Source organism: Streptomyces sp. SDr-06, from assembly GCF_003324565.1.
Classification (GTDB): domain Bacteria; phylum Actinomycetota; class Actinomycetes; order Streptomycetales; family Streptomycetaceae; genus Streptomyces.
Map to the genome: position 1 here is coordinate 156,591 of NZ_QOLA01000002.1, position 16,408 is coordinate 172,998.

At 73.8% G+C, this 16,408-nt stretch carries 15 protein-coding genes; 8 read left to right on the plus strand and 7 right to left on the minus strand.

What is annotated here, in order from left to right:
- Positions 1 to 66: 66 nt before the first annotated feature.
- The 3 genes from DT019_RS05065 to DT019_RS05075 form a co-directional block, all read right to left on the minus strand.
- On the minus strand, positions 67 to 747 hold the full coding sequence (locus tag DT019_RS05065; RefSeq protein WP_114036008.1) for a class F sortase: 681 nt from the start codon (positions 745 to 747) through the stop codon (positions 67 to 69).
- 45 nt (positions 748 to 792) lie between these two features.
- Entirely contained in the window at positions 793 to 1,491 is a 699-nt protein-coding gene (locus tag DT019_RS05070) for a hypothetical protein (RefSeq protein ID WP_114035424.1), read from the minus strand.
- A 115-nt stretch (positions 1,492 to 1,606) separates the two neighbouring features.
- On the minus strand, positions 1,607 to 2,401 hold the full coding sequence (locus tag DT019_RS05075) for an aminotransferase class IV (protein WP_114035425.1): 795 nt from the start codon (positions 2,399 to 2,401) through the stop codon (positions 1,607 to 1,609).
- Between the two features lie 63 nt (positions 2,402 to 2,464).
- Between DT019_RS05075 and DT019_RS05080 the strand changes: the two genes are divergently transcribed.
- The gene (locus DT019_RS05080; RefSeq protein ID WP_114035426.1) at positions 2,465 to 3,064 is read left to right on the plus strand and encodes an NADPH-dependent FMN reductase; all 600 of its coding nucleotides are present in this window, start codon (positions 2,465 to 2,467) and stop codon (positions 3,062 to 3,064) included.
- A gap of 20 nt (positions 3,065 to 3,084) precedes the next feature.
- Here DT019_RS05080 and DT019_RS05085 read toward each other — a convergent pair whose 3' ends face one another.
- Together DT019_RS05085 and DT019_RS05090 are read right to left on the minus strand one after the other, a co-directional pair.
- Entirely contained in the window at positions 3,085 to 4,395 is a 1,311-nt protein-coding gene (locus tag DT019_RS05085; RefSeq protein WP_114035427.1) for a sensor histidine kinase, read from the minus strand.
- A complete protein-coding gene (locus DT019_RS05090; protein WP_114035428.1) occupies positions 4,392 to 5,129 on the minus strand; it encodes a hypothetical protein in 738 nt (245 codons plus the stop codon). Before DT019_RS05090 ends, DT019_RS05085 begins: the two co-directional genes overlap by 4 nt.
- Before the next feature lie 200 nt (positions 5,130 to 5,329).
- Here DT019_RS05090 and cutA point away from each other — a divergent pair, with 200 nt between their 5' ends.
- Positions 5,330 to 5,659, plus strand: a complete 330-nt coding sequence (gene cutA, locus DT019_RS05095; protein ID WP_114035429.1) for a divalent-cation tolerance protein CutA — start codon at positions 5,330 to 5,332, stop codon at positions 5,657 to 5,659.
- A complete protein-coding gene (locus tag DT019_RS05100; protein ID WP_114035430.1) occupies positions 5,656 to 6,111 on the plus strand; it encodes a gamma-glutamylcyclotransferase family protein in 456 nt (151 codons plus the stop codon). Before cutA ends, DT019_RS05100 begins: the two co-directional genes overlap by 4 nt.
- Here DT019_RS05100 and DT019_RS05105 read toward each other — a convergent pair.
- Both DT019_RS05105 and DT019_RS05110 read right to left on the minus strand, forming a co-directional pair.
- Complete coding sequence (locus DT019_RS05105) at positions 6,065 to 8,170, minus strand: molybdopterin oxidoreductase family protein (RefSeq protein ID WP_114035431.1); 2,106 nt, start codon at positions 8,168 to 8,170, stop codon at positions 6,065 to 6,067. The genes DT019_RS05100 and DT019_RS05105 overlap by 47 nt on opposite strands.
- A 68-nt stretch (positions 8,171 to 8,238) precedes the next feature.
- Positions 8,239 to 8,964 carry a vancomycin high temperature exclusion protein gene (locus tag DT019_RS05110; RefSeq protein ID WP_114035432.1) on the minus strand — a complete coding sequence of 242 codons (726 nt, stop codon included), beginning with the start codon at positions 8,962 to 8,964 and terminating at the stop codon, positions 8,239 to 8,241.
- A 221-nt stretch (positions 8,965 to 9,185) separates the two neighbouring features.
- Here DT019_RS05110 and DT019_RS05115 point away from each other — a divergent pair, with 221 nt between their 5' ends.
- From DT019_RS05115 to DT019_RS05135, 5 genes are all read left to right on the plus strand, one after another.
- Positions 9,186 to 10,142: a sirohydrochlorin chelatase gene (locus DT019_RS05115; protein ID WP_114035433.1), complete on the plus strand. Its 957-nt coding sequence runs from the start codon at positions 9,186 to 9,188 to the stop codon at positions 10,140 to 10,142.
- A 100-nt stretch (positions 10,143 to 10,242) separates the two neighbouring features.
- A complete protein-coding gene (locus tag DT019_RS05120) occupies positions 10,243 to 11,562 on the plus strand; it encodes a deoxyguanosinetriphosphate triphosphohydrolase (RefSeq protein WP_114035434.1) in 1,320 nt (439 codons plus the stop codon).
- A 109-nt stretch (positions 11,563 to 11,671) separates the two neighbouring features.
- Positions 11,672 to 12,934, plus strand: a complete 1,263-nt coding sequence (locus DT019_RS05125) for an NAD(P)/FAD-dependent oxidoreductase (RefSeq protein WP_114035435.1) — start codon at positions 11,672 to 11,674, stop codon at positions 12,932 to 12,934.
- 29 nt (positions 12,935 to 12,963) lie between these two features.
- Positions 12,964 to 14,859, plus strand: coding sequence for a DNA primase (gene dnaG / locus DT019_RS05130; RefSeq protein ID WP_114035436.1), 1,896 nt, complete (start codon positions 12,964 to 12,966; stop codon positions 14,857 to 14,859).
- A gap of 280 nt (positions 14,860 to 15,139) precedes the next feature.
- The gene (locus tag DT019_RS05135; protein WP_114035437.1) at positions 15,140 to 16,390 is read left to right on the plus strand and encodes an RNA polymerase sigma factor; all 1,251 of its coding nucleotides are present in this window, start codon (positions 15,140 to 15,142) and stop codon (positions 16,388 to 16,390) included.
- The last annotated feature ends 18 nt before the right edge of the window (positions 16,391 to 16,408 follow it).

The following is a 16,408-nucleotide window of genomic DNA, read 5'->3' on the forward strand; positions in this document are numbered from 1 at the left end:
CGCGGGGGTGTGCCTCCTGCTCCGCCTTCCCGCCGCCTCGCGCGGGAAGCCCCCGGCCCGGGCGGCTCAGGTGCGGGTGGCCGGTTCGGTGTCCCGGGCGGTCCGCACCACGCCCGTCAGGTGGGCGAAGGCGACCACGTTGCCCCGGTAGCCGGTCGTCTTCGAGAACCCTCCGCCGCAGGTGATCAGCCGCAACTCCGGCCGCGCGGCGGCCCCGTACACCTTCGCGTCGGGGAACGCGTCGTTCTCGTACACCTCGACCGCGTCGAGGGCGAACACCGCGGTCCGGCCGTCCGCGCGGGTGATCTCGACCCGGTCGCCCTTCTTCAGCGCGCCCAGGGCGTAGAAGACGGCGGGGCCGCGGGCGTCGTCCACGTGGCCCGCCATCACGGCGGTGCCCCGGGTGCCCGGCGGGGTGCCGTCCTTGTACCAGCCCGCCATGTTCGTGTTCCCCGGCGGTGGCACCTCCAGGCTGCGGTCGGGGCCGAGGCCGAGCCCCATCACGGGCGCGTCGACCCGGATCGAGGGGATCCTGACGCGCACCGGTTCGGAGGGCGGCAGGCCGTCCGGGGGCGGCAGTTCGGTCACGGTCCGCGCCGCGGGCCCGGCCGGGGGATCGGACGTCGCGGCGCCCCGGTGAGAGCCGGGTCCCGCCGCGAACGCCTCGGCCGCCGACGGCTGCGGAGGTTCCACGGACTCCAGGCCGCGCTCGATCAGCCACAGGCCGCTGAACGCGGCGATCACCATCAGCCAGGCCGCGTTGCGCCGCGCGGCGGGGGCCGACAAGGGCGGTCAGCCCCGGCCCTGCGCGCCGCTCGCCCGACGACGCAGTAGCCAGGTGCCGCCCACGGCGGCCGCGGCCAGGACGGCCGCACCCACCGCGATCTCGGTGGTGTCGGGGCCGACGCTGCCGCCGACCCCAGTCTTCACGTGCCCTCGCGGGTCGTTCGTCTCCCAGGACTTGTCGTGCCCCTGGCCGCCCCAGTCCCAGGACTTGTCCTTGGCGTGCTGGTCGTTCCACTCCGGGGCCTTGTCCTTGCCCCGTGGGTCGTTCCACTCCGGCGCCTTGTCCTTGCCCCGCTGGTCGTTCCACTCCGACGACTTGTCATGGGTGTGCCGGTCGCGGTCGCTGCCCGCGGTGACCGTGAGCTGGGCCTCGACGACCTTGCCGTTCTCGCAGCTCACGCTGATGCGGAAGGTGCCGGGCTGGGCGCGCGGGGCCACCTGGAACTGGCCCGCGAGCACCTCCTTGTGGGTGGAGACCGACATCTGGAAGTCGCCCGCGCCCACCGCGTTCGCGTCGCCCGTGCCACGCGCCGCCGACCCGCAGGCGGTGGTGTTCGCGGTCACCGTGGTGCCGGGGGAGGCACTGGAGGGCCACAGCTCCAGCGAGCCACCCGGCGCGTTCTCGGCGTACGCGAGCGAGCCCGCCGGACCCAGCACGGCGGCGGATGCCAGCAGGGCACTGGTCAGGAGTCGGGCAGTACGCATGGATCCTCCGGGGACGCGGACGGGCCTCTGCCTTCGACCTAAGAGGCGCACCGCCCGCTCCGCCCGTCGGCGGGGGACGAAAGGGTGACGGAGGGCGGGCCGTACGGGTGACCCGTCACCCCGCGTCGATCACATCCCAAGGCGCTTCCTCGTAGGCACGCCACACCACCTTCATCAGCTCCGCGTCGACGGCGAACTCGCGCTCGTCGATCCGGCCCACCGGCGCGATTCCGAGCGAGTTCATGACGAAGGCCGCGCTGTACGCGTCGAGGCCGGCCAGGGTCACCTCGCGGTGGGCCGACTTCAGGCCGTACTCCCGGAGCCGGGGCTCGAGCACCGCCATGGTGATGCCGAGCAGGGCGGGACGGTCGGGCCACACCACCGAACTGCCGTCCCAGAACGCGATGTTGGTGATCGCGCCCTCCGCGATCACGCCGCCGGGGCCGGTCAGCAGGGCCTCGGTGAAGCCCTGCCGCTGGGCGAGCCGGCCGTAGTAGCCCTGAGCGAAGCTGCCGAGGTGCTTGATGTGGGCGACGGGGCGCTCGTAGGGCACGGAGAGCAGGGACTGCGCGGTGGACGCCATCTCGGCGGGCTCCCGCACGACGACCATCGGGGTGGGCGCTTCGGCCGGTCCGTACACGTAGACCCGTACGCTCGCGTCGGACCGGCCGCAGGCGGCCAGGGCCTGCCCCACCAGTGAGCGGACCCGCTCGCCGTCGAGGCCCGGGCCGAACAGCTCCCGGGTGGCCCGGTCCAGGCGGCTCAGGTGGTGGGCGAGGCCCCGGACGCGTCCGTCGCGCACCTGGAGGGCGGTGAAGTGGCCATAGGCACCGGTCAGCGCGGGAACCAGGAGGTTCTCGGCGTCCGCGGGGCGGCCGTCGATCTCGACGTACGGAAGTGTCATGGTCATCAAGATAGTTCGCCACTGACCGGGCTTGACCTCAAGTCCGCTCGAGGTTGAATTCTTCCCGGCATGGACATCACCACAGCCGAGAAGGCTCCGCTGAAGCTCACCGTTGTCGTCGCCTCCAACCGCGAGGGCCGGTTCGCTCCGGTCGTCGCCGACTGGTTCCTCGCCCGGGCCCGCGCCCACCAGGGCCTGGAGATCGAGGTGCTCGACCTCGCCGAGGCCGAACTGCCGACCACGATCTCCCACCACCCCTCGCCCGCCGTCGCCGCCCAACTCTCCGTCATCTCACCGAAACTGGCCGACGCCGACGCCTTCGTGGTGATCACCCCCGAGTACAACCACTCGTTCCCCGCCTCCCTGAAGAACCTGATCGACTGGCACTTCGTCCAGTGGCAGGCGAAGCCCGTCGGTTTCGTCTCCTACGGCGGGATCTCCGGCGGTCTGCGCGCCGTCGAGCAGCTGCGGCAGGTCTTCGCCGAGATGCACGCCGTCACCGTGCGGGACACGGTCAGCTTCCACCAGGCGCACGGCCTCTTCGACGAGGACGGCGAGCACCGCGAGCCCTCGCAGGCCGACGCGGCCGTGAAGAAGATGCTGGACCAGGTCGCCTGGTGGGCCCACGCCCTGCGCGACGCCAAGGAGGCGCACCCATACGCCGGTTGAGGGCTCCCTCTCGGCTCGTCTCAGGCCGCGGGCAGCTCCACCACCGCCAGCGCGCCCCCGTCCGGGGCGTTGCGCAGGGTCACCTCCGCGCCGATGACCTGGGCCTGGCCGAGGGCGATGGTCAGGCCGAGGCCCGTGCCCTGGCCGCGTTCGCGCGCGCCGGTCACGAAGCGCTGGGGGCCCTCCTTCAGGAGGCGGTCGGGGAAGCCGGGGCCGTGGTCGCGCACGCTGATCGAGGTGCCGTCCACCGTCACCTCGACGGGCTCGCGGCCGTGCCGCCGGGCGTTGGCGATGAGGTTGGCGACGATCCGTTCGAGGCGGCGCGCGTCGGTGCGCACGAGCGTGTCCGTCGCGACAAGGCCCTGGTCGGGGTCCTCCGCGCGCCTCAACTCCACGGCCGGTCCGCACCGTTGGAGGACGCTTTCCACGGTGCGGTCGAACGGCAGCACCTCCAGATGGGGCTCCTCGGCGTTGGCGTCGAGCCGGGCGACCTCCAGCAGGTCCTCGGTCAGGGTGCGCAGGGCCGCGACCCGGTCGCGCACCAGCTCGGTCGGGCGGCTCGGCGGCAGCAGTTCGGCGGCGGTGTGCAGACCGGTCAGCGGGGTGCGCAGCTCGTGCGCCACGTCCGCGGTGAAGCGCTGCTCGGCCTCCAGGCGGCGCTGGAGCGAGGCGGCCATGGTGTCGACCGCGCAGGCCAGTTCACCCACCTCGTCCTGGCGCCCGGTCGGCGCCGACTGGCCGATCCTGGCGTCGAGTTCACCCTGGCTGATGCGGCGCGCGGTGGCCGCGGCGGTGCGCAGCTCGCGGCTCAGCCTGCTGGCGAGACCGGCCCCGCCGAGCGCCGCGAGCCCGACCACGACCGCGCCCCACGCCACCAACTCGCTGTCCAGCTCCCGGAGTTCATTCACCGCGGCGTCCAGAGGTTGGCGCACCGAGAGGACTCGGTCCCCCACGGGTCGCGCGGCCCAGACGGCGGGGTGGGGGCCGTCCAGGTCCAGGTAGGTGCTCCGCTTTCCGCCGCGGGCGGAGGCGCGCAACGGCGCGGGCAGCGCGGGGTGGTCGAGCGCGGCCTCCGTGTCTCCGTGGTCCACCTGGCCGGTCAGCTCGTACAGCTGACGCACCCGGATGAGCTGCGCGGTCGCGGACTCGCGGGCCGTCGCGGCGACCTGGGCGGCCCGCGACTGGTGGATGAGCAGGCCGATGGTGACGGCCACCAGGGCGCAGCCGGCCGCCAGGAGCGCCGCGATCTTCCAGCGCAGACTCAGCCCCCGCGGCAGCCGACGGGCGCGGACGAGCAGCGTCCGGCACGCGTGCCCCAGGACCGCCGTCATGAGGCACCCCGCGGTGTCCCGGCCGCGCCCGACCTCGCCGGACCCGGCGTGCCGGCCGTGTCCGGGTCTTGCTTGGGCAGGTTCTTGTACGTCTTGACGTTGCTCACGGTGGACAGGCGCACCCCGTCCCAGCGGTAGCGGACCGCCTGCTCGGCGCCGTCGTCCGCGGCGCCCCGCGTCACCAGGTCGGTGCCGACGGCCTCCACCGCCATGCGGGTTCCGGAGGTGTACAGGACGGGGACGATCCTCCCGGCCCGCGCCGTGTAGACGATCACGACCGTGCGGCGGCTCTCCACATCGGCCGCGATGATCAGTTCGGGCGAGCCGTCGTGGCCGGTCAGGTCGTGCAGGACCGGCGGGCGGATGCCCGGCCGCCCCGGGCGGTCGATCATCGGGAGCCGGGCGAGGCTCCTGCCGCGCGGATCGGCCTTGAGGATCTCCATCGGGTCCAGGCCCCGCAGTCCCTCCTTCGGCACCTTGGGCCCGTCGGCGAGCGGCACCGGCGGCTCCGCCTGGCCGGACGCCATCGCGCCGTCGCGCCGCGCGTCGTTCGTGTACCAGGCGGGCCACAGCTGCTCGGGGCTGGGCTGGAGGGCGACCGTCGTGGCGCGGGCGCCCTCCACCAGGCCGGACCGCGAACCGCAGCCGGAGAGGGCGAGCGCCACCGCGGCGACGCCGAGGGCGGCGACGCCCGCGAGGGCGGCCGCGCGGAGCATCCGGAAGGTCTGGATCATGGTGGGGTGCCGGGGTAGGGGAGACGGCCGGGGCGCCGGCTCGCCCGTCGACGGTAGGAGGGGATCATCACGGAAAGCGGGACAACACGTAACAGCCGTGCGTACGCTCCGCACCGGCCGGCAGGTTCGGGACGTAGGGCCCTGCCGGAGGACTCTGGACATCCCGGCCGGACCCGGCCGCATCACCGAGGGAGGAAGCCGTGGCATCGGCCGAACGGCTGACCGTGCAGACCACGACCGACAGTGCGGACAGGGCGGCGGCGCTCGCCCGGGGCGCGGTCGAGGCCCGCCTCGCGGCCTGCGCCCAGATCGCGGGCCCCGTCACCTCCGTCTACCACTGGGCGGGCGGCATCGAGACGGCACAGGAGTGGCAGGTCCTGTTCAAGACCACGGCCGCCCGCTACCCCGCGCTCGAACGCCATCTCCTCGCCGCCCACGACTACGAGACCCCCGAGATCATCGCGACCCCGGTGGTGGCCGGGAGCGCGGCCTACCTGTCCTGGATCACGGCCGAGACGGCCGAGCGATGACCACCGCCGAGCCGTACCTCCCGTTCTTCGTGTACGGCACCCTCCGCCCCGGCCAGCGCTACTACCAGCGTTTTCTGCGCGGCCGTACGGTGTCCGAGCGCCCGGCGCTGCTGCGCGGCGCCCTGCTCTACGACGGCCCCGGCTATCCGTACGCCATAGCCGGGGACGGCACCATCACCGGCACGCTCATCGAGGTCGCGCCCGCCGACCACGCCGAACTCCTCGCCGCGCTGGACGCGTTGGAGGACTACCTCGGCCCCGGCCACCCCCGCAACGTCTACGACCGCCTGGTGCGCGACGTGCTGGTGGAAGGGCGGCCGGTACGGTCGTGGACCTATCTCGCCGCGCCCGGCCCGGCCCGCGAGCTGCTCGCGGGTGGCACCCCGATCCCCGGCGGCGACTGGCTCAGCCGGCCGGAGCGGCCCGCTCCACCCGTACCGCGCACACCTTGAACTCGGGCATCTTCGAGACCGGGTCGAGCGCCGGATTCGTCAGGTTGTTGGCCCGGCCCTCGCCCGCCCAGTGGAACGGCATGAACACGGTGTCCGAGCGGATGGCGGTCGTCACCCTGGCCGGGGCCGTGGCCCGCCCGCGCCGCGAGGTCACCGTCACCGCGTCGCCGTCGCCCACCCCGATCCGCCCGGCGAGCAGCGGGTGCATCTCCACGTATGCGCCGGGCGCCGCGGCGTTGAGCCCGGGCACGCGCCGGGTCTGCGCGCCCGACTGGTACTGGGCGAGCACGCGGCCCGTGGTGAGCACCACGGGATAGGCGGCGTCGGTCTCCTCGTCCGGTCCCCGGTGCGTGACCTCCACGAACCGGGCCCGCCCGTCCTCGGTGGCGAACCGGTCGAGGAACAGCCGGGGCGTCCCCGGATGCGCCTCCTCGGGACAGGGCCAGAACACCCCGTCCTCGGCCTCGATCCGGGCATAGCTGATTCCCGAGTAGTCCGCCGCCCCGCCCGCCGAGGCGCGCCGCAGCTCCTCGAACACCTCCTCGGGGTCGATCGGGAAGCCCTTCGCCGTCACCTCGCGACCCAGCTGCTCCGCGAGGGAGTTGAGCACCTGAAGGTCGCTGCGTACGCCCTCCGGGGGAGCCAGCGCCGCCCGCCGCAGCAGCACCCGGCCCTCCAGGTTGGTCGTCGTGCCGGTCTCCTCCGCCCACTGCGTCACCGGCAGCACGACGTCCGCGAGCGCGGCGGTCTCCGAGAGCACCACGTCCGCCACGACGAGGAAGTCCAGCGCGCGCAGCCTGCCCTCCACATGGGAGGCGCGCGGCGCCGACACGACCGGGTTGGACCCCATGACCAGCAAAGCCCTGACCTCGCCGCCCAGCGCGTCGAGGAGTTCGTACGCGCTGCGCCCCGGGCCCGGCAGCGCGTCCGCCTCCACCCCCCACACGCCGGCCACGTGGGCCCGCGCCGCCGGGTCGGTCAGCTTGCGGTAGCCGGGCAACTGGTCCGCCTTCTGCCCGTGTTCACGACCACCCTGGCCATTGCCCTGGCCGGTGAGGCAGCCGTATCCGGACAGCGGGCGGCCGGCCCGGCCGGTGGCCAGACAGAAGTTGATCCACGCGCCCACCGTGTCGGTGCCCTTGGCGTGCTGCTCGGCGCCGCGCGCGGTCAGCACCATCCCGTCCGGCGCGTCGCAGAACATCGCGACCGCGGCGCGGAGCCGGGGCACGGGCACACCCGTGATCCGCTCCACGTACTCCGGCCAGTGCGCCATCACCGCGGCCCGCGCCGCCTCCCATCCCGTCGTCCGCTCGCGCAGGAACTCCTCGTCCACGCGCCCCTCCGCCACCACCAGGTGCAGCAGGCCGAGCGCCAGGGCGAGGTCGGTGCCGGGGCGGGGCGCCAGATGCAGGTCGGCCTGCTCGGCCGTCTTCGTGCGGCGGGGGTCGATGACGATCAACCTGCCGCCGTTCTCGCGCAGTTCGCGCAGATGGCGCACCGCGGGAGGCATGGTCTCGGCGAGGTTCGACCCGGCCAGGATCACGCAGCCCGTCCGCGCCACGTCCGCCAGCGGGAACGGCAGCCCCCGGTCGACGCCGAACGCCCGCTGGTGCGCGGCCGCCGCCGACGACATGCAGAACCGCCCGTTGTAGTCGATCTGCGAGGTGCCGAGCACCACCCGCGCGAACTTCCCCAGCGCGTACGCCTTCTCGTTGGTCAGCCCGCCCCCGCCGAACACCCCGACCGCGTCGGCCCCGTACCCCTGGCGTACGGCGCCGAGCCGCTCGGCGACCAGGCCCAGCGCCTCCTCCCAGGTGGCCGGTTCGAGACGGCCGGTGTCCGGGCGCCGGACCAGCGGTTCGGTGAGCCGGAGGCGGCGCGAGAGGAGCGCGGGCGCGGTGCTCCCCTTGCCGCACAGCGCGCCCCGGTTCACGGGGAAGTCCCGCGGCACCACGTCGAGCCCGCCGTCCGCCCCGCTCGCGGCCCGCAGCCCCATCCCGCACTGGAGCGAGCAGTACGGGCAGTGGGTGGGGGTCACGGGGGCGGCGTCGGTGAGCATGCCCTCCAGCCTGCGCCGACCGTGTTACGCCCGCCCCGCCCGCGGGTTACGCCCCCGGTGCGGCGGGCTCATTTCGTCGGCGGGGCGGTGGTGAGGGGGTGGTCGTCACCGGCCTCCAGCGCCCGCGCGATCCCGGGTTCCCTGGGGCCGAGGAAGGTGGGATCGGGGTGGAAGGTCGCGTCCAGGAGGGCCTTGCCCGCGGCGAACACCTCGCGGGTGCCGCCGTAGTACCAGGTCAGGTCGTGGGCGGCGGCGACGCCGACGCCGTACGACCGCACCCCCGCGGCCTCGCACAGCGCGACCGCGCGCCGGATGTGGAAGCCCTGGCTGACCAGGACGGCCCGGTCCACGCCGAAGATCTTCTTGGCCCGGACGCACGAATCCCAGGTGTCGAACCCCGCATAGTCGCCGACCACGCTCCTGTCCGGCACGCCGTGCTGGACGAGGTAGCCGCGCATCGCGTCGGGCTCGTCGTAGCCGGGCCTGCTGTTGTCGCCGGTGACCAGGACCGCCCTCACCTTTCCCGCCCGGTACAACCGCACCGCCGCGTCGAGGCGGTCGGCGAGGTAGGGCGAGGGCCTGCCGTCCCGCAGGCCGGCGCCGAACACCACGGCGACCCCGGACGCGGGAGCGTCGGCCACCGTGCCGATCCGGTCGCTCGTCGTCGTGTACAGCCAGGTGGAGGGGGCGAGCGCGAGCACGCATCCGGCGACGACCCCTTGCACGAGACGCCTGCGGCCCGCGCGGGTGCGCGGCAGGCGGGGTCGCTTCAGTCGGATGCGCGGGCGCGGCACGGGTCCCCCTGGTGATCTTCTCCGGCGTACGGCGTGATCTTCGGCGGCGTACGACGGAAGGGACGCCGCGGGCGGAGGTCCGGTTCGCCGTCGGAACGCTTTGTACAGCTCTGTGACACGGCCCCGCCCGCACCCGCGTCCCCTCGGCCCCGTGAGGCCATGGAAAACACCTGTCACCGCCGCGCAACGACCCGGCAACGTGTGCCCGGCAGGATCGGTCCATGACGGAGACGGAGACGAGCCACCCCTTTCCGCGGTCCCGGCCCCAGCCCGTGGCGGAGGGCGGACCCCGCCCCGAACCCCGAGCCCAGGCCCTCACGCTCGACACCACCGCGGAGCTCCTCACCCGCATCACGGCCCAACTGGGCAGTCGGCTCGGCCACCTGCGACTGAACGGAACCCGCACCTCCATGACGCCCATCGACCGCCCCGCCCTCGTCGCCGTCGCGCACGGCAGCCGGGACCCCGGCGCGCTGCGGACGGTCACCGCGCTCCTGGACCGGGTCCGCGAACTGCGCCCGGGCCTCGACGTCCGCCTCGGCCACATCGAGCTGAACCGTCCGCTGCTGCCCGACACCCTGGACGGCCTGCGCGGGGAGGCCGTGGTGGTGCCTTTGCTGCTCGGCCGCGGGCACCACGTCAAGCACGACGTCCCGCACGCCCTCGCCACCGCGGGCCGCCACCTCGGCGCCCGCGTCGCGGCCCCGCTCGGCCCGCATCCGCTGCTGGTCGAAGCGCTGTACGGGCGGCTGATGGAGGCGGGCTGGCAGCTCGACGCGGGTGCCGTGCGCGGCGCCGGGATCGTCCTGGCCGCCGCCGGATCGCGCGACCCGGACTCCGCCGCCGACACCCGCCGCACCGCCCAGCTCCTGAGCGAGCGCCTCGGCGGGGTGCCGGTGCTGCCCGCCTACGCCTCCGCCGCCTCACCCACCGTGCCCGAGGCGCTGCGCGCGCTCGCCGCGCGCGGCAGGCACCGGGTCGCGGTCGCCTCGTACTTCACCGCCCCGGGACGCTTCGCGACGCAGAGCGCGGCCGCGGCGCCGTGGCTCGCGGCCGCGCCCCTGGGAGCGCATCCGGCCATGGCCAGGCTCGTACTGCACCGCTACGACGAGGCGTTGGCGCGAACGGCGGCGCGCGACGCGGACGCCGCGCCCGCCGCCGCGCTCGTCTCCGCCTGAACCCGGCCCCGGGGGCGCGGGTCCGCGCGGCCGCCGTCGCGCGGTCGGCCTCGACGCCCCCTTGAGCCCAGTTGTCGGCGACTCCGTTTACTGTCGGTGCATGGAGTTCTACGCCGAGGCCGACACCGAACGCTGGGCCGCCGAGCCCGACAAGCGGCCCGGCCGCACCGCCTTCCAGCGCGATCGCGCGCGCGTGCTGCACTCGGGGGCGCTGCGCCGCCTCTCCGGCAAGACCCAGGTCGTCACGCCGGGCTCGCTTCCCCGGGCTCTCGGCGCCACCCGAGCGGGAGCGACCCCGATCCAGGCCTGGGACGCGAGCCCGCGCACCCGGCTCACGCATTCGCTGGAGTGCGCGCAGGTCGGCCGCGAGCTGGGCGCCGCCCTCGGCTGCGACCCGGACCTGGTCGAAGCCGCCTGCCTCGCCCACGACATGGGCCACCCGCCGTTCGGCCACAACGGCGAGCAGGCGCTCAACGACTTCGCCAAGGACATCGGCGGCTTCGAGGGCAACGCCCAGTCGCTGCGCCTGCTCACCCGGCTCGAACCGAAGCGCTTCGTGCGCTCGTCGGTGACCGGGGAGCCCGTCAGCGTCGGCCTCAACCTCACCCGCGCCGCCCTGGACGCGGCCACCAAGTACCCCTGGGCGCGCGGCGGTCACCCCAGCGACCCGGCCTCGGTGAAGTTCGGTGTGTACGAGGACGACCTGCCGGTCTTCGCTTGGGTCAGGGAGGGCGCCGCGCCCTACCGCAAGTGCTTCGAGGCCCAGGTCATGGACTGGTCGGACGATGTGGCGTACTCGGTCCACGACTTCGAGGACGGCCTGCACGCCGGCCACGTCGACCCCCGCGCGCTCCGCTCCGCAACCGAGCGGGCCGACATCTGGCGGGTCGCCATCGGCCGGTATGTGCCCGCCGACACCGATCCGCAGGAGCTGACCGAGGCGCTGGAGCGGCTCATCGAGCAGGACTGGTGGCCGCACGGCTACGACGGCTCGGCGGTCTCCCAGGCCCGGCTCAAGGACGCCACCAGCCAGCTCATCGGCCGGTTCTGCCTGGCCGCCGAGGGCGCCACCCGCGCGGCCTTCGGCACCGGCCACCTCACCCGGTACGGCGCGGAGCTCGTCGTGCCGCGCGCCGCCCGCAACGAATGCGCCGTGCTGAAGGCGGTGGCCGACCGCTATGTCATGCAGCGCGACGAGCAGGAGCGGCTCCGGGCCGACCAGCGCGTCGTGCTGGCCGAGCTCGCCGACGCGCTGACCGCCCGGGCCCCCTTCGAAGGACTCGACCCGCAGTTCCGCGCGCTGTACGACGAGGCGGACGACGACCGCACGAGGAAGCGGGTGATCGTCGACCAGATCGCCTCGCTCACCGACGCGGCCGCCCGCTCGCTCCACTCCAGACTTACCGTGCACCACCGGTAATCCCAGCCGCCCCGGCGTCCCAACGGAGCAAGCCCTCTTCCCCCATCACGCTCCGTGCGGGACGCTCGCAGGTGGCGGCGCCGCGCAGCAAGCACCGAGGAGGCATCAAGTGGTCGACGCAGATCGGACATTCGTCATTGTCGGAGGCGGTCTCGCGGGGGCGAAAGCCGCCGAGACCCTCCGCGCCGAAGGGTTCAACGGGCGGGTGATCCTCATCGGTGACGAGCGCGAGCACCCTTACGAACGGCCGCCCCTGTCCAAGGGGTTCCTGGCCGGCAAGGAAGACCGGGACAGCGTCTTCGTGCACGAGCCCGCCTGGTACGCGAGCAAGGACATCGAGCTCCACCTCGGCCAGACCGTCACCGCGATCGACCGCGGGGCCAGGACGGTCCGGCTCGGCGACGGCACTCTGATCCAGTACGACCGGCTGCTGCTGGCCACCGGCGCCGAGCCGCGCCGCCTGGACATCCCCGGCACCGGGCTGGCGGGCGTCCACCACCTGCGCCGCCTCGCCCACGCCGAGCGGCTGCGGCACGTCCTGAAGGCGCTCGGCCGCGACAACGGCCACCTCGTGATCTCGGGGGCCGGCTGGATCGGCCTGGAGGTCGCGGCCGCGGCCCGGGGATACGGCGCCGAGGTCACCGTCGTGGAGCCGGAGGCCACCCCGCTGCACAACGTCATCGGCCCCGAGCTCGGCCAGCTCTTCGCCGACCTGCACGCCGAGCACGGGGTGCGCTTCCACTTCGGCGCCCGCCTCACCGAGATCGTCGGCCAGGACGGCATGGTGCTCGCCGCCCGCACCGACGACGGCGAGGAGCACCCGGCGCACGACGTGCTCGCCGCGATCGGCGCCGCCCCGCGCACCTCGCTCGCCGAGACGGCGGGCCTGGCCATGGTCGACCGGGCGCACGGCGGGGGCATCGCCGTGGACGCCTCGCTGCGCACCTCGGACCCCGACATCTTCGCGGCGGGCGACGTGGCCGCCGTCCACCACCCGCTGCTCGGCACCCGGCTGCGCGTCGAGCACTGGGCCAACGCCCTCAACGGCGGCCCGGCCGCCGCCCGCTCGATGCTGGACCAGGAGGTCTCCTACGACCGGGTCCCCTACTTCTTCTCCGACCAGTACGACCTCGGCCTCGAATACTCGGGCTGGGCGCCCCCGGGCTCCTACGACCAGGTGGTGATCCGGGGGGACGCGGGCAAGCGCGAGTTCATCGCGTTCTGGCTCAAGGACCGCCGGGTGCTCGCCGGGATGAACGTGAACGTGTGGGATGTCACAGAGCCCATCCAGGCCCTCATCCGGGGCGGGGCCCAGGTGGACACCGAGGCGCTGGCCGATCCGGCCGTCGCACTCGGCTCCCTCGCACCCTGAGTGCCGCGGCGTCCCCGTAGACTTCACACGTGGCAGGCAGGATCAACGATGACGACGTGAAGGCGGTACGGGACGCGGTCCCGATCGACGCCGTCGTGTCCGAGTACCTCCAGCTGCGCAACGCCGGAGGAGGCAACCTCAAGGGCCTCTGCCCCTTCCATGACGAGAAGTCCCCGTCCTTCCAGGTCAGCCCGAGCAAGGGCCTCTTCCACTGCTTCGGCTGCCAGGAAGGCGGCGACACGATCGCCTTCATCCGGAAGATCGACCACCTGTCGTTCTCCGAGGCGGTCGAGCGCCTCGCCGCCACCGCGGGCATCACGCTGCGCTACGAGGAGGGCGGCTACAACCCCTCGCACCAGCGCGGCGAGCGCATCCGGCTGGTCGAGGCGCACAAGGCGGCCGCGCAGTTCTACGCCGAGCAGCTCGGCAGCCCCGAGGCCGAGATCGGCCGCGCGTTCCTCGCCGAGCGCGGCTTCGACCAGGCCGCCGCCGCCCACTTCGGCGTGGGCTACAGCCCGGCGGGCTGGGACCACCTGACCCGCTTCCTGCGCGGCAAGGGCTTCAGCGACAAGGAGCTCCTCACGTCGGGCCTCGCCCAGGAGAGCCGCCGCAACCCCATCGACCGCTTCCGCGGCCGCCTGATGTGGCCGATCCGCGACGTGTCCGGAGAGGTGGTCGGCTTCGGCGCCCGCAAGCTGCGCGACGACGACAACGGCCCGAAGTACCTGAACACCCCCGAGACGCCGATCTACAAGAAGTCGCAGGTCCTGTACGGCATCGACCTGGCGAAGAAGGACATCGCCAAGTCCAGCCGCGCGGTGGTCGTCGAGGGCTACACCGACGTCATGGCGTGCCACCTGGCCGGGGTCACCACAGCCATCGCGACCTGCGGCACGGCGTTCGGCGGCGACCACATCAAGATCCTGCGCCGCCTCCTGATGGACAACGGCTCGGCCCGGGTGATCTTCACCTTCGACGGCGACGCGGCCGGCCAGAAGGCGGCCCTGCGCGCCTTCGAGGACGATCAGAAGTTCGCCGCCGAGACGTACATCGCGATCGCCCCCGACAACATGGACCCCTGCGACCTGCGCCTGGCCAAGGGCGACGAGGCGGTCGTGGACCTGGTCCAACCCCGCACCCCGCTCTTCGAGTTCGCGATCCGCCAGATCGTCGGACGCTACGACCTGGAGACCCCCGCGGGCCGGGCCGCGGCCCTCGACGAGGCGGCCCCCATCGTCGCCCGGATCAAGAACGTCGCCTCCCAGCACGAGGTCGCCGTCCAGCTCGCCGGGATCCTCGGCATCCTGGACACCCAGTTCGTGGTCAAGCGCGTCGCCCAGCTCGCCCGCTGGGCCCGCGACCGCGGCGGCAAGGGCCCCGCGCCCACGCAGCACCGCCGCCGGCAGTACGAGACCGCGGCCCCCGGCCCCGCCGTCGCCCCGGGCCCCGCGCTCAACCTGCGCAGCCCCGCCCACCGCACCGAACGGGAGCTGCTCAAGCTGGCGTTGCAGCACCCGCACCTGGTCTCCCCGGCGTTCGACGCGTACGGCGTGGACGAGTTCACCGCCCCGCCCTACGCGGCGGTCCGCCAGTGCATCCAGGAAGCGGGCGGCGCCACCGACGCCCCCTCCGACTACCTCCCGGCCGTCATGGACTGCGCGCCCAACGACGTGGTCCGGGCCCTGGTCACCGAGCTCGCCGTGGAGGCGATCCACGCCCGCACGGTCGACGAGGCGTACGCGGGCGAGCAGCTGGTGGCCGTCCGCCGCCGGGCCGTCGACCGCCGCCTCCTGGACATCCAGGGCACCCTGGCCCGCCTCGGGCAGAACGGCGACCCGGCCCAGCTGGCCGCCGTCCAGAACGAGTTGTGGGTCCTCCAGCAGTACGGCCAGGCCCTGCGCAACAAGGGCGCGGCAGCGCTCTGACGCTCCACGGGGCCGATGGGGGCCGGCCGCGCGATCCGTCGCTCCTTCGGGGGCATTCCACCCTCGGGCACCCTTGAGCGGCGGCCCTACGGGGTAGCCGTCCTGTGGAAGGCCTTCGTCACAACTACCGGCACCCGGCCGGGCGTTCACGGACCGACGGCGCGTGGGCGCACCCGCGGTGGCATATCCATCCGGGTAACCGCCCGGTCACGCACCGGCTTCAAAAAGTCACCGCACGCCCGTCGCGGCGACCATGTGTCGTACCCCACACTGGGGTGCGGTGCCTGAGTCCTCGGAGCGCGGCCGGCCCACCCTCGGGGGTGGGCACCTCACCCCCGCGGATCCGCTCATCGTGTACGGGACGGAAAGCGGCCCGGCCGCCCCCGTCCCGCTGCCGCACGCCCCCGATCCGGCAGCGATCACCCTGGAGGTCGCCCCCGTGCAGACCCAGACCCTGACCGACAACGACGTCGTCACGGCCGTACCGCCGCAGTCGCGGGCCGTACACCACCCGGAGGCCGAGTCGTCCGGCCCGGCCGCCGGACCCGCCCCCGAGCCGGTCACCGAGGACGAGGCCCCCGAACCCCCCGAACCGCAGCCCGGCCGGGTGGATACCGGCGGACCGTCCTCCGATCTCTTCCGCCAGTACCTGCGCGAGATCGGCCGCATACCGCTGCTCACCGCGGCCGAGGAGGTCGAGCTCGCCCGGCGCGTCGAGGCGGGCCTCTTCGCCGAGGAGAAGTTGCGCAACACCCCCGACCCGGACTCCCAACTCGCCGTGGATCTGGACAAGTTGGTCGTTATGGGCCGGATGGCCAAGCGCCGCCTCATCGAAGCCAACCTGCGCCTGGTGGTCTCCGTCGCCAAGCGGTACGTGGGCCGCGGGCTCACCATGCTCGACCTGGTCCAGGAGGGAAACCTCGGACTGATCAGGGCGGTCGAGAAGTTCGACTACGCACGCGGCTACAAGTTCTCGACGTACGCGACCTGGTGGATCCGCCAGGCCATGTCGCGGGCGCTCGCCGACCAGGCCCGCACCATCCGCGTGCCCGTCCACGTGGTCGAGCTCATCAACCGCGTGGTGCGCGTCCAGCGCCGGATGCTTCAGGAACGCGGCTACGAGCCGACCGCCGAGGAGGTCGCCGCCCATCTCGACCTGACGCCCGAGCGGGTCGGTGAAGTGCTGCGCCTGGCCCAGGAGCCGGTGTCGCTGCACGCGCCGGTGGGCGAGGAGGACGACGTCGCGCTCGGCGACCTCATCGAGGACGGCGACGCCGCGTCCCCCGTCGAGTCCGCCGCGTTCCTGCTGCTGCGCGAACACCTGGAGGCCGTGCTCTCCACGCTCGGCGAGCGCGAACGCAAGGTCGTCCAGCTGCGCTACGGCCTCGCCGACGGCCGGCCCCGCACCCTGGAGGAGATAGGCCGCATCTTCGGCGTGACCCGCGAACGGATCCGCCAGATCGAGTCGAAGACGCTGAACAAGCTCCGCGACCACGCGTTCGCGGACCAGCTGCGCGGCTACCTGGACTAGGCGGTCCCCGGCGCCGGG

Bases quoted from the DNA above. Each gene is read 5' to 3' on its own strand.
- DT019_RS05065 (WP_114036008.1), bottom strand. From the start codon at position 747: ATGGTGATCGCCGCGTTCAGCGGCCTGTGGCTGATCGAGCGCGGCCTG.
- DT019_RS05070 (WP_114035424.1), bottom strand. From the start codon at position 1,491: ATGCGTACTGCCCGACTCCTGACCAGTGCCCTGCTGGCATCCGCCGCC.
- DT019_RS05075 (WP_114035425.1), bottom strand. From the start codon at position 2,401: ATGACCATGACACTTCCGTACGTCGAGATCGACGGCCGCCCCGCGGAC.
- DT019_RS05080 (WP_114035426.1), top strand. From the start codon at position 2,465: ATGGACATCACCACAGCCGAGAAGGCTCCGCTGAAGCTCACCGTTGTC.
- DT019_RS05085 (WP_114035427.1), bottom strand. From the start codon at position 4,395: ATGACGGCGGTCCTGGGGCACGCGTGCCGGACGCTGCTCGTCCGCGCC.
- DT019_RS05090 (WP_114035428.1), bottom strand. From the start codon at position 5,129: ATGATCCAGACCTTCCGGATGCTCCGCGCGGCCGCCCTCGCGGGCGTC.
- DT019_RS05100 (WP_114035430.1), top strand. From the start codon at position 5,656: ATGACCACCGCCGAGCCGTACCTCCCGTTCTTCGTGTACGGCACCCTC.
- DT019_RS05105 (WP_114035431.1), bottom strand. From the start codon at position 8,170: ATGCTCACCGACGCCGCCCCCGTGACCCCCACCCACTGCCCGTACTGC.
- DT019_RS05115 (WP_114035433.1), top strand. From the start codon at position 9,186: ATGACGGAGACGGAGACGAGCCACCCCTTTCCGCGGTCCCGGCCCCAG.
- DT019_RS05120 (WP_114035434.1), top strand. From the start codon at position 10,243: ATGGAGTTCTACGCCGAGGCCGACACCGAACGCTGGGCCGCCGAGCCC.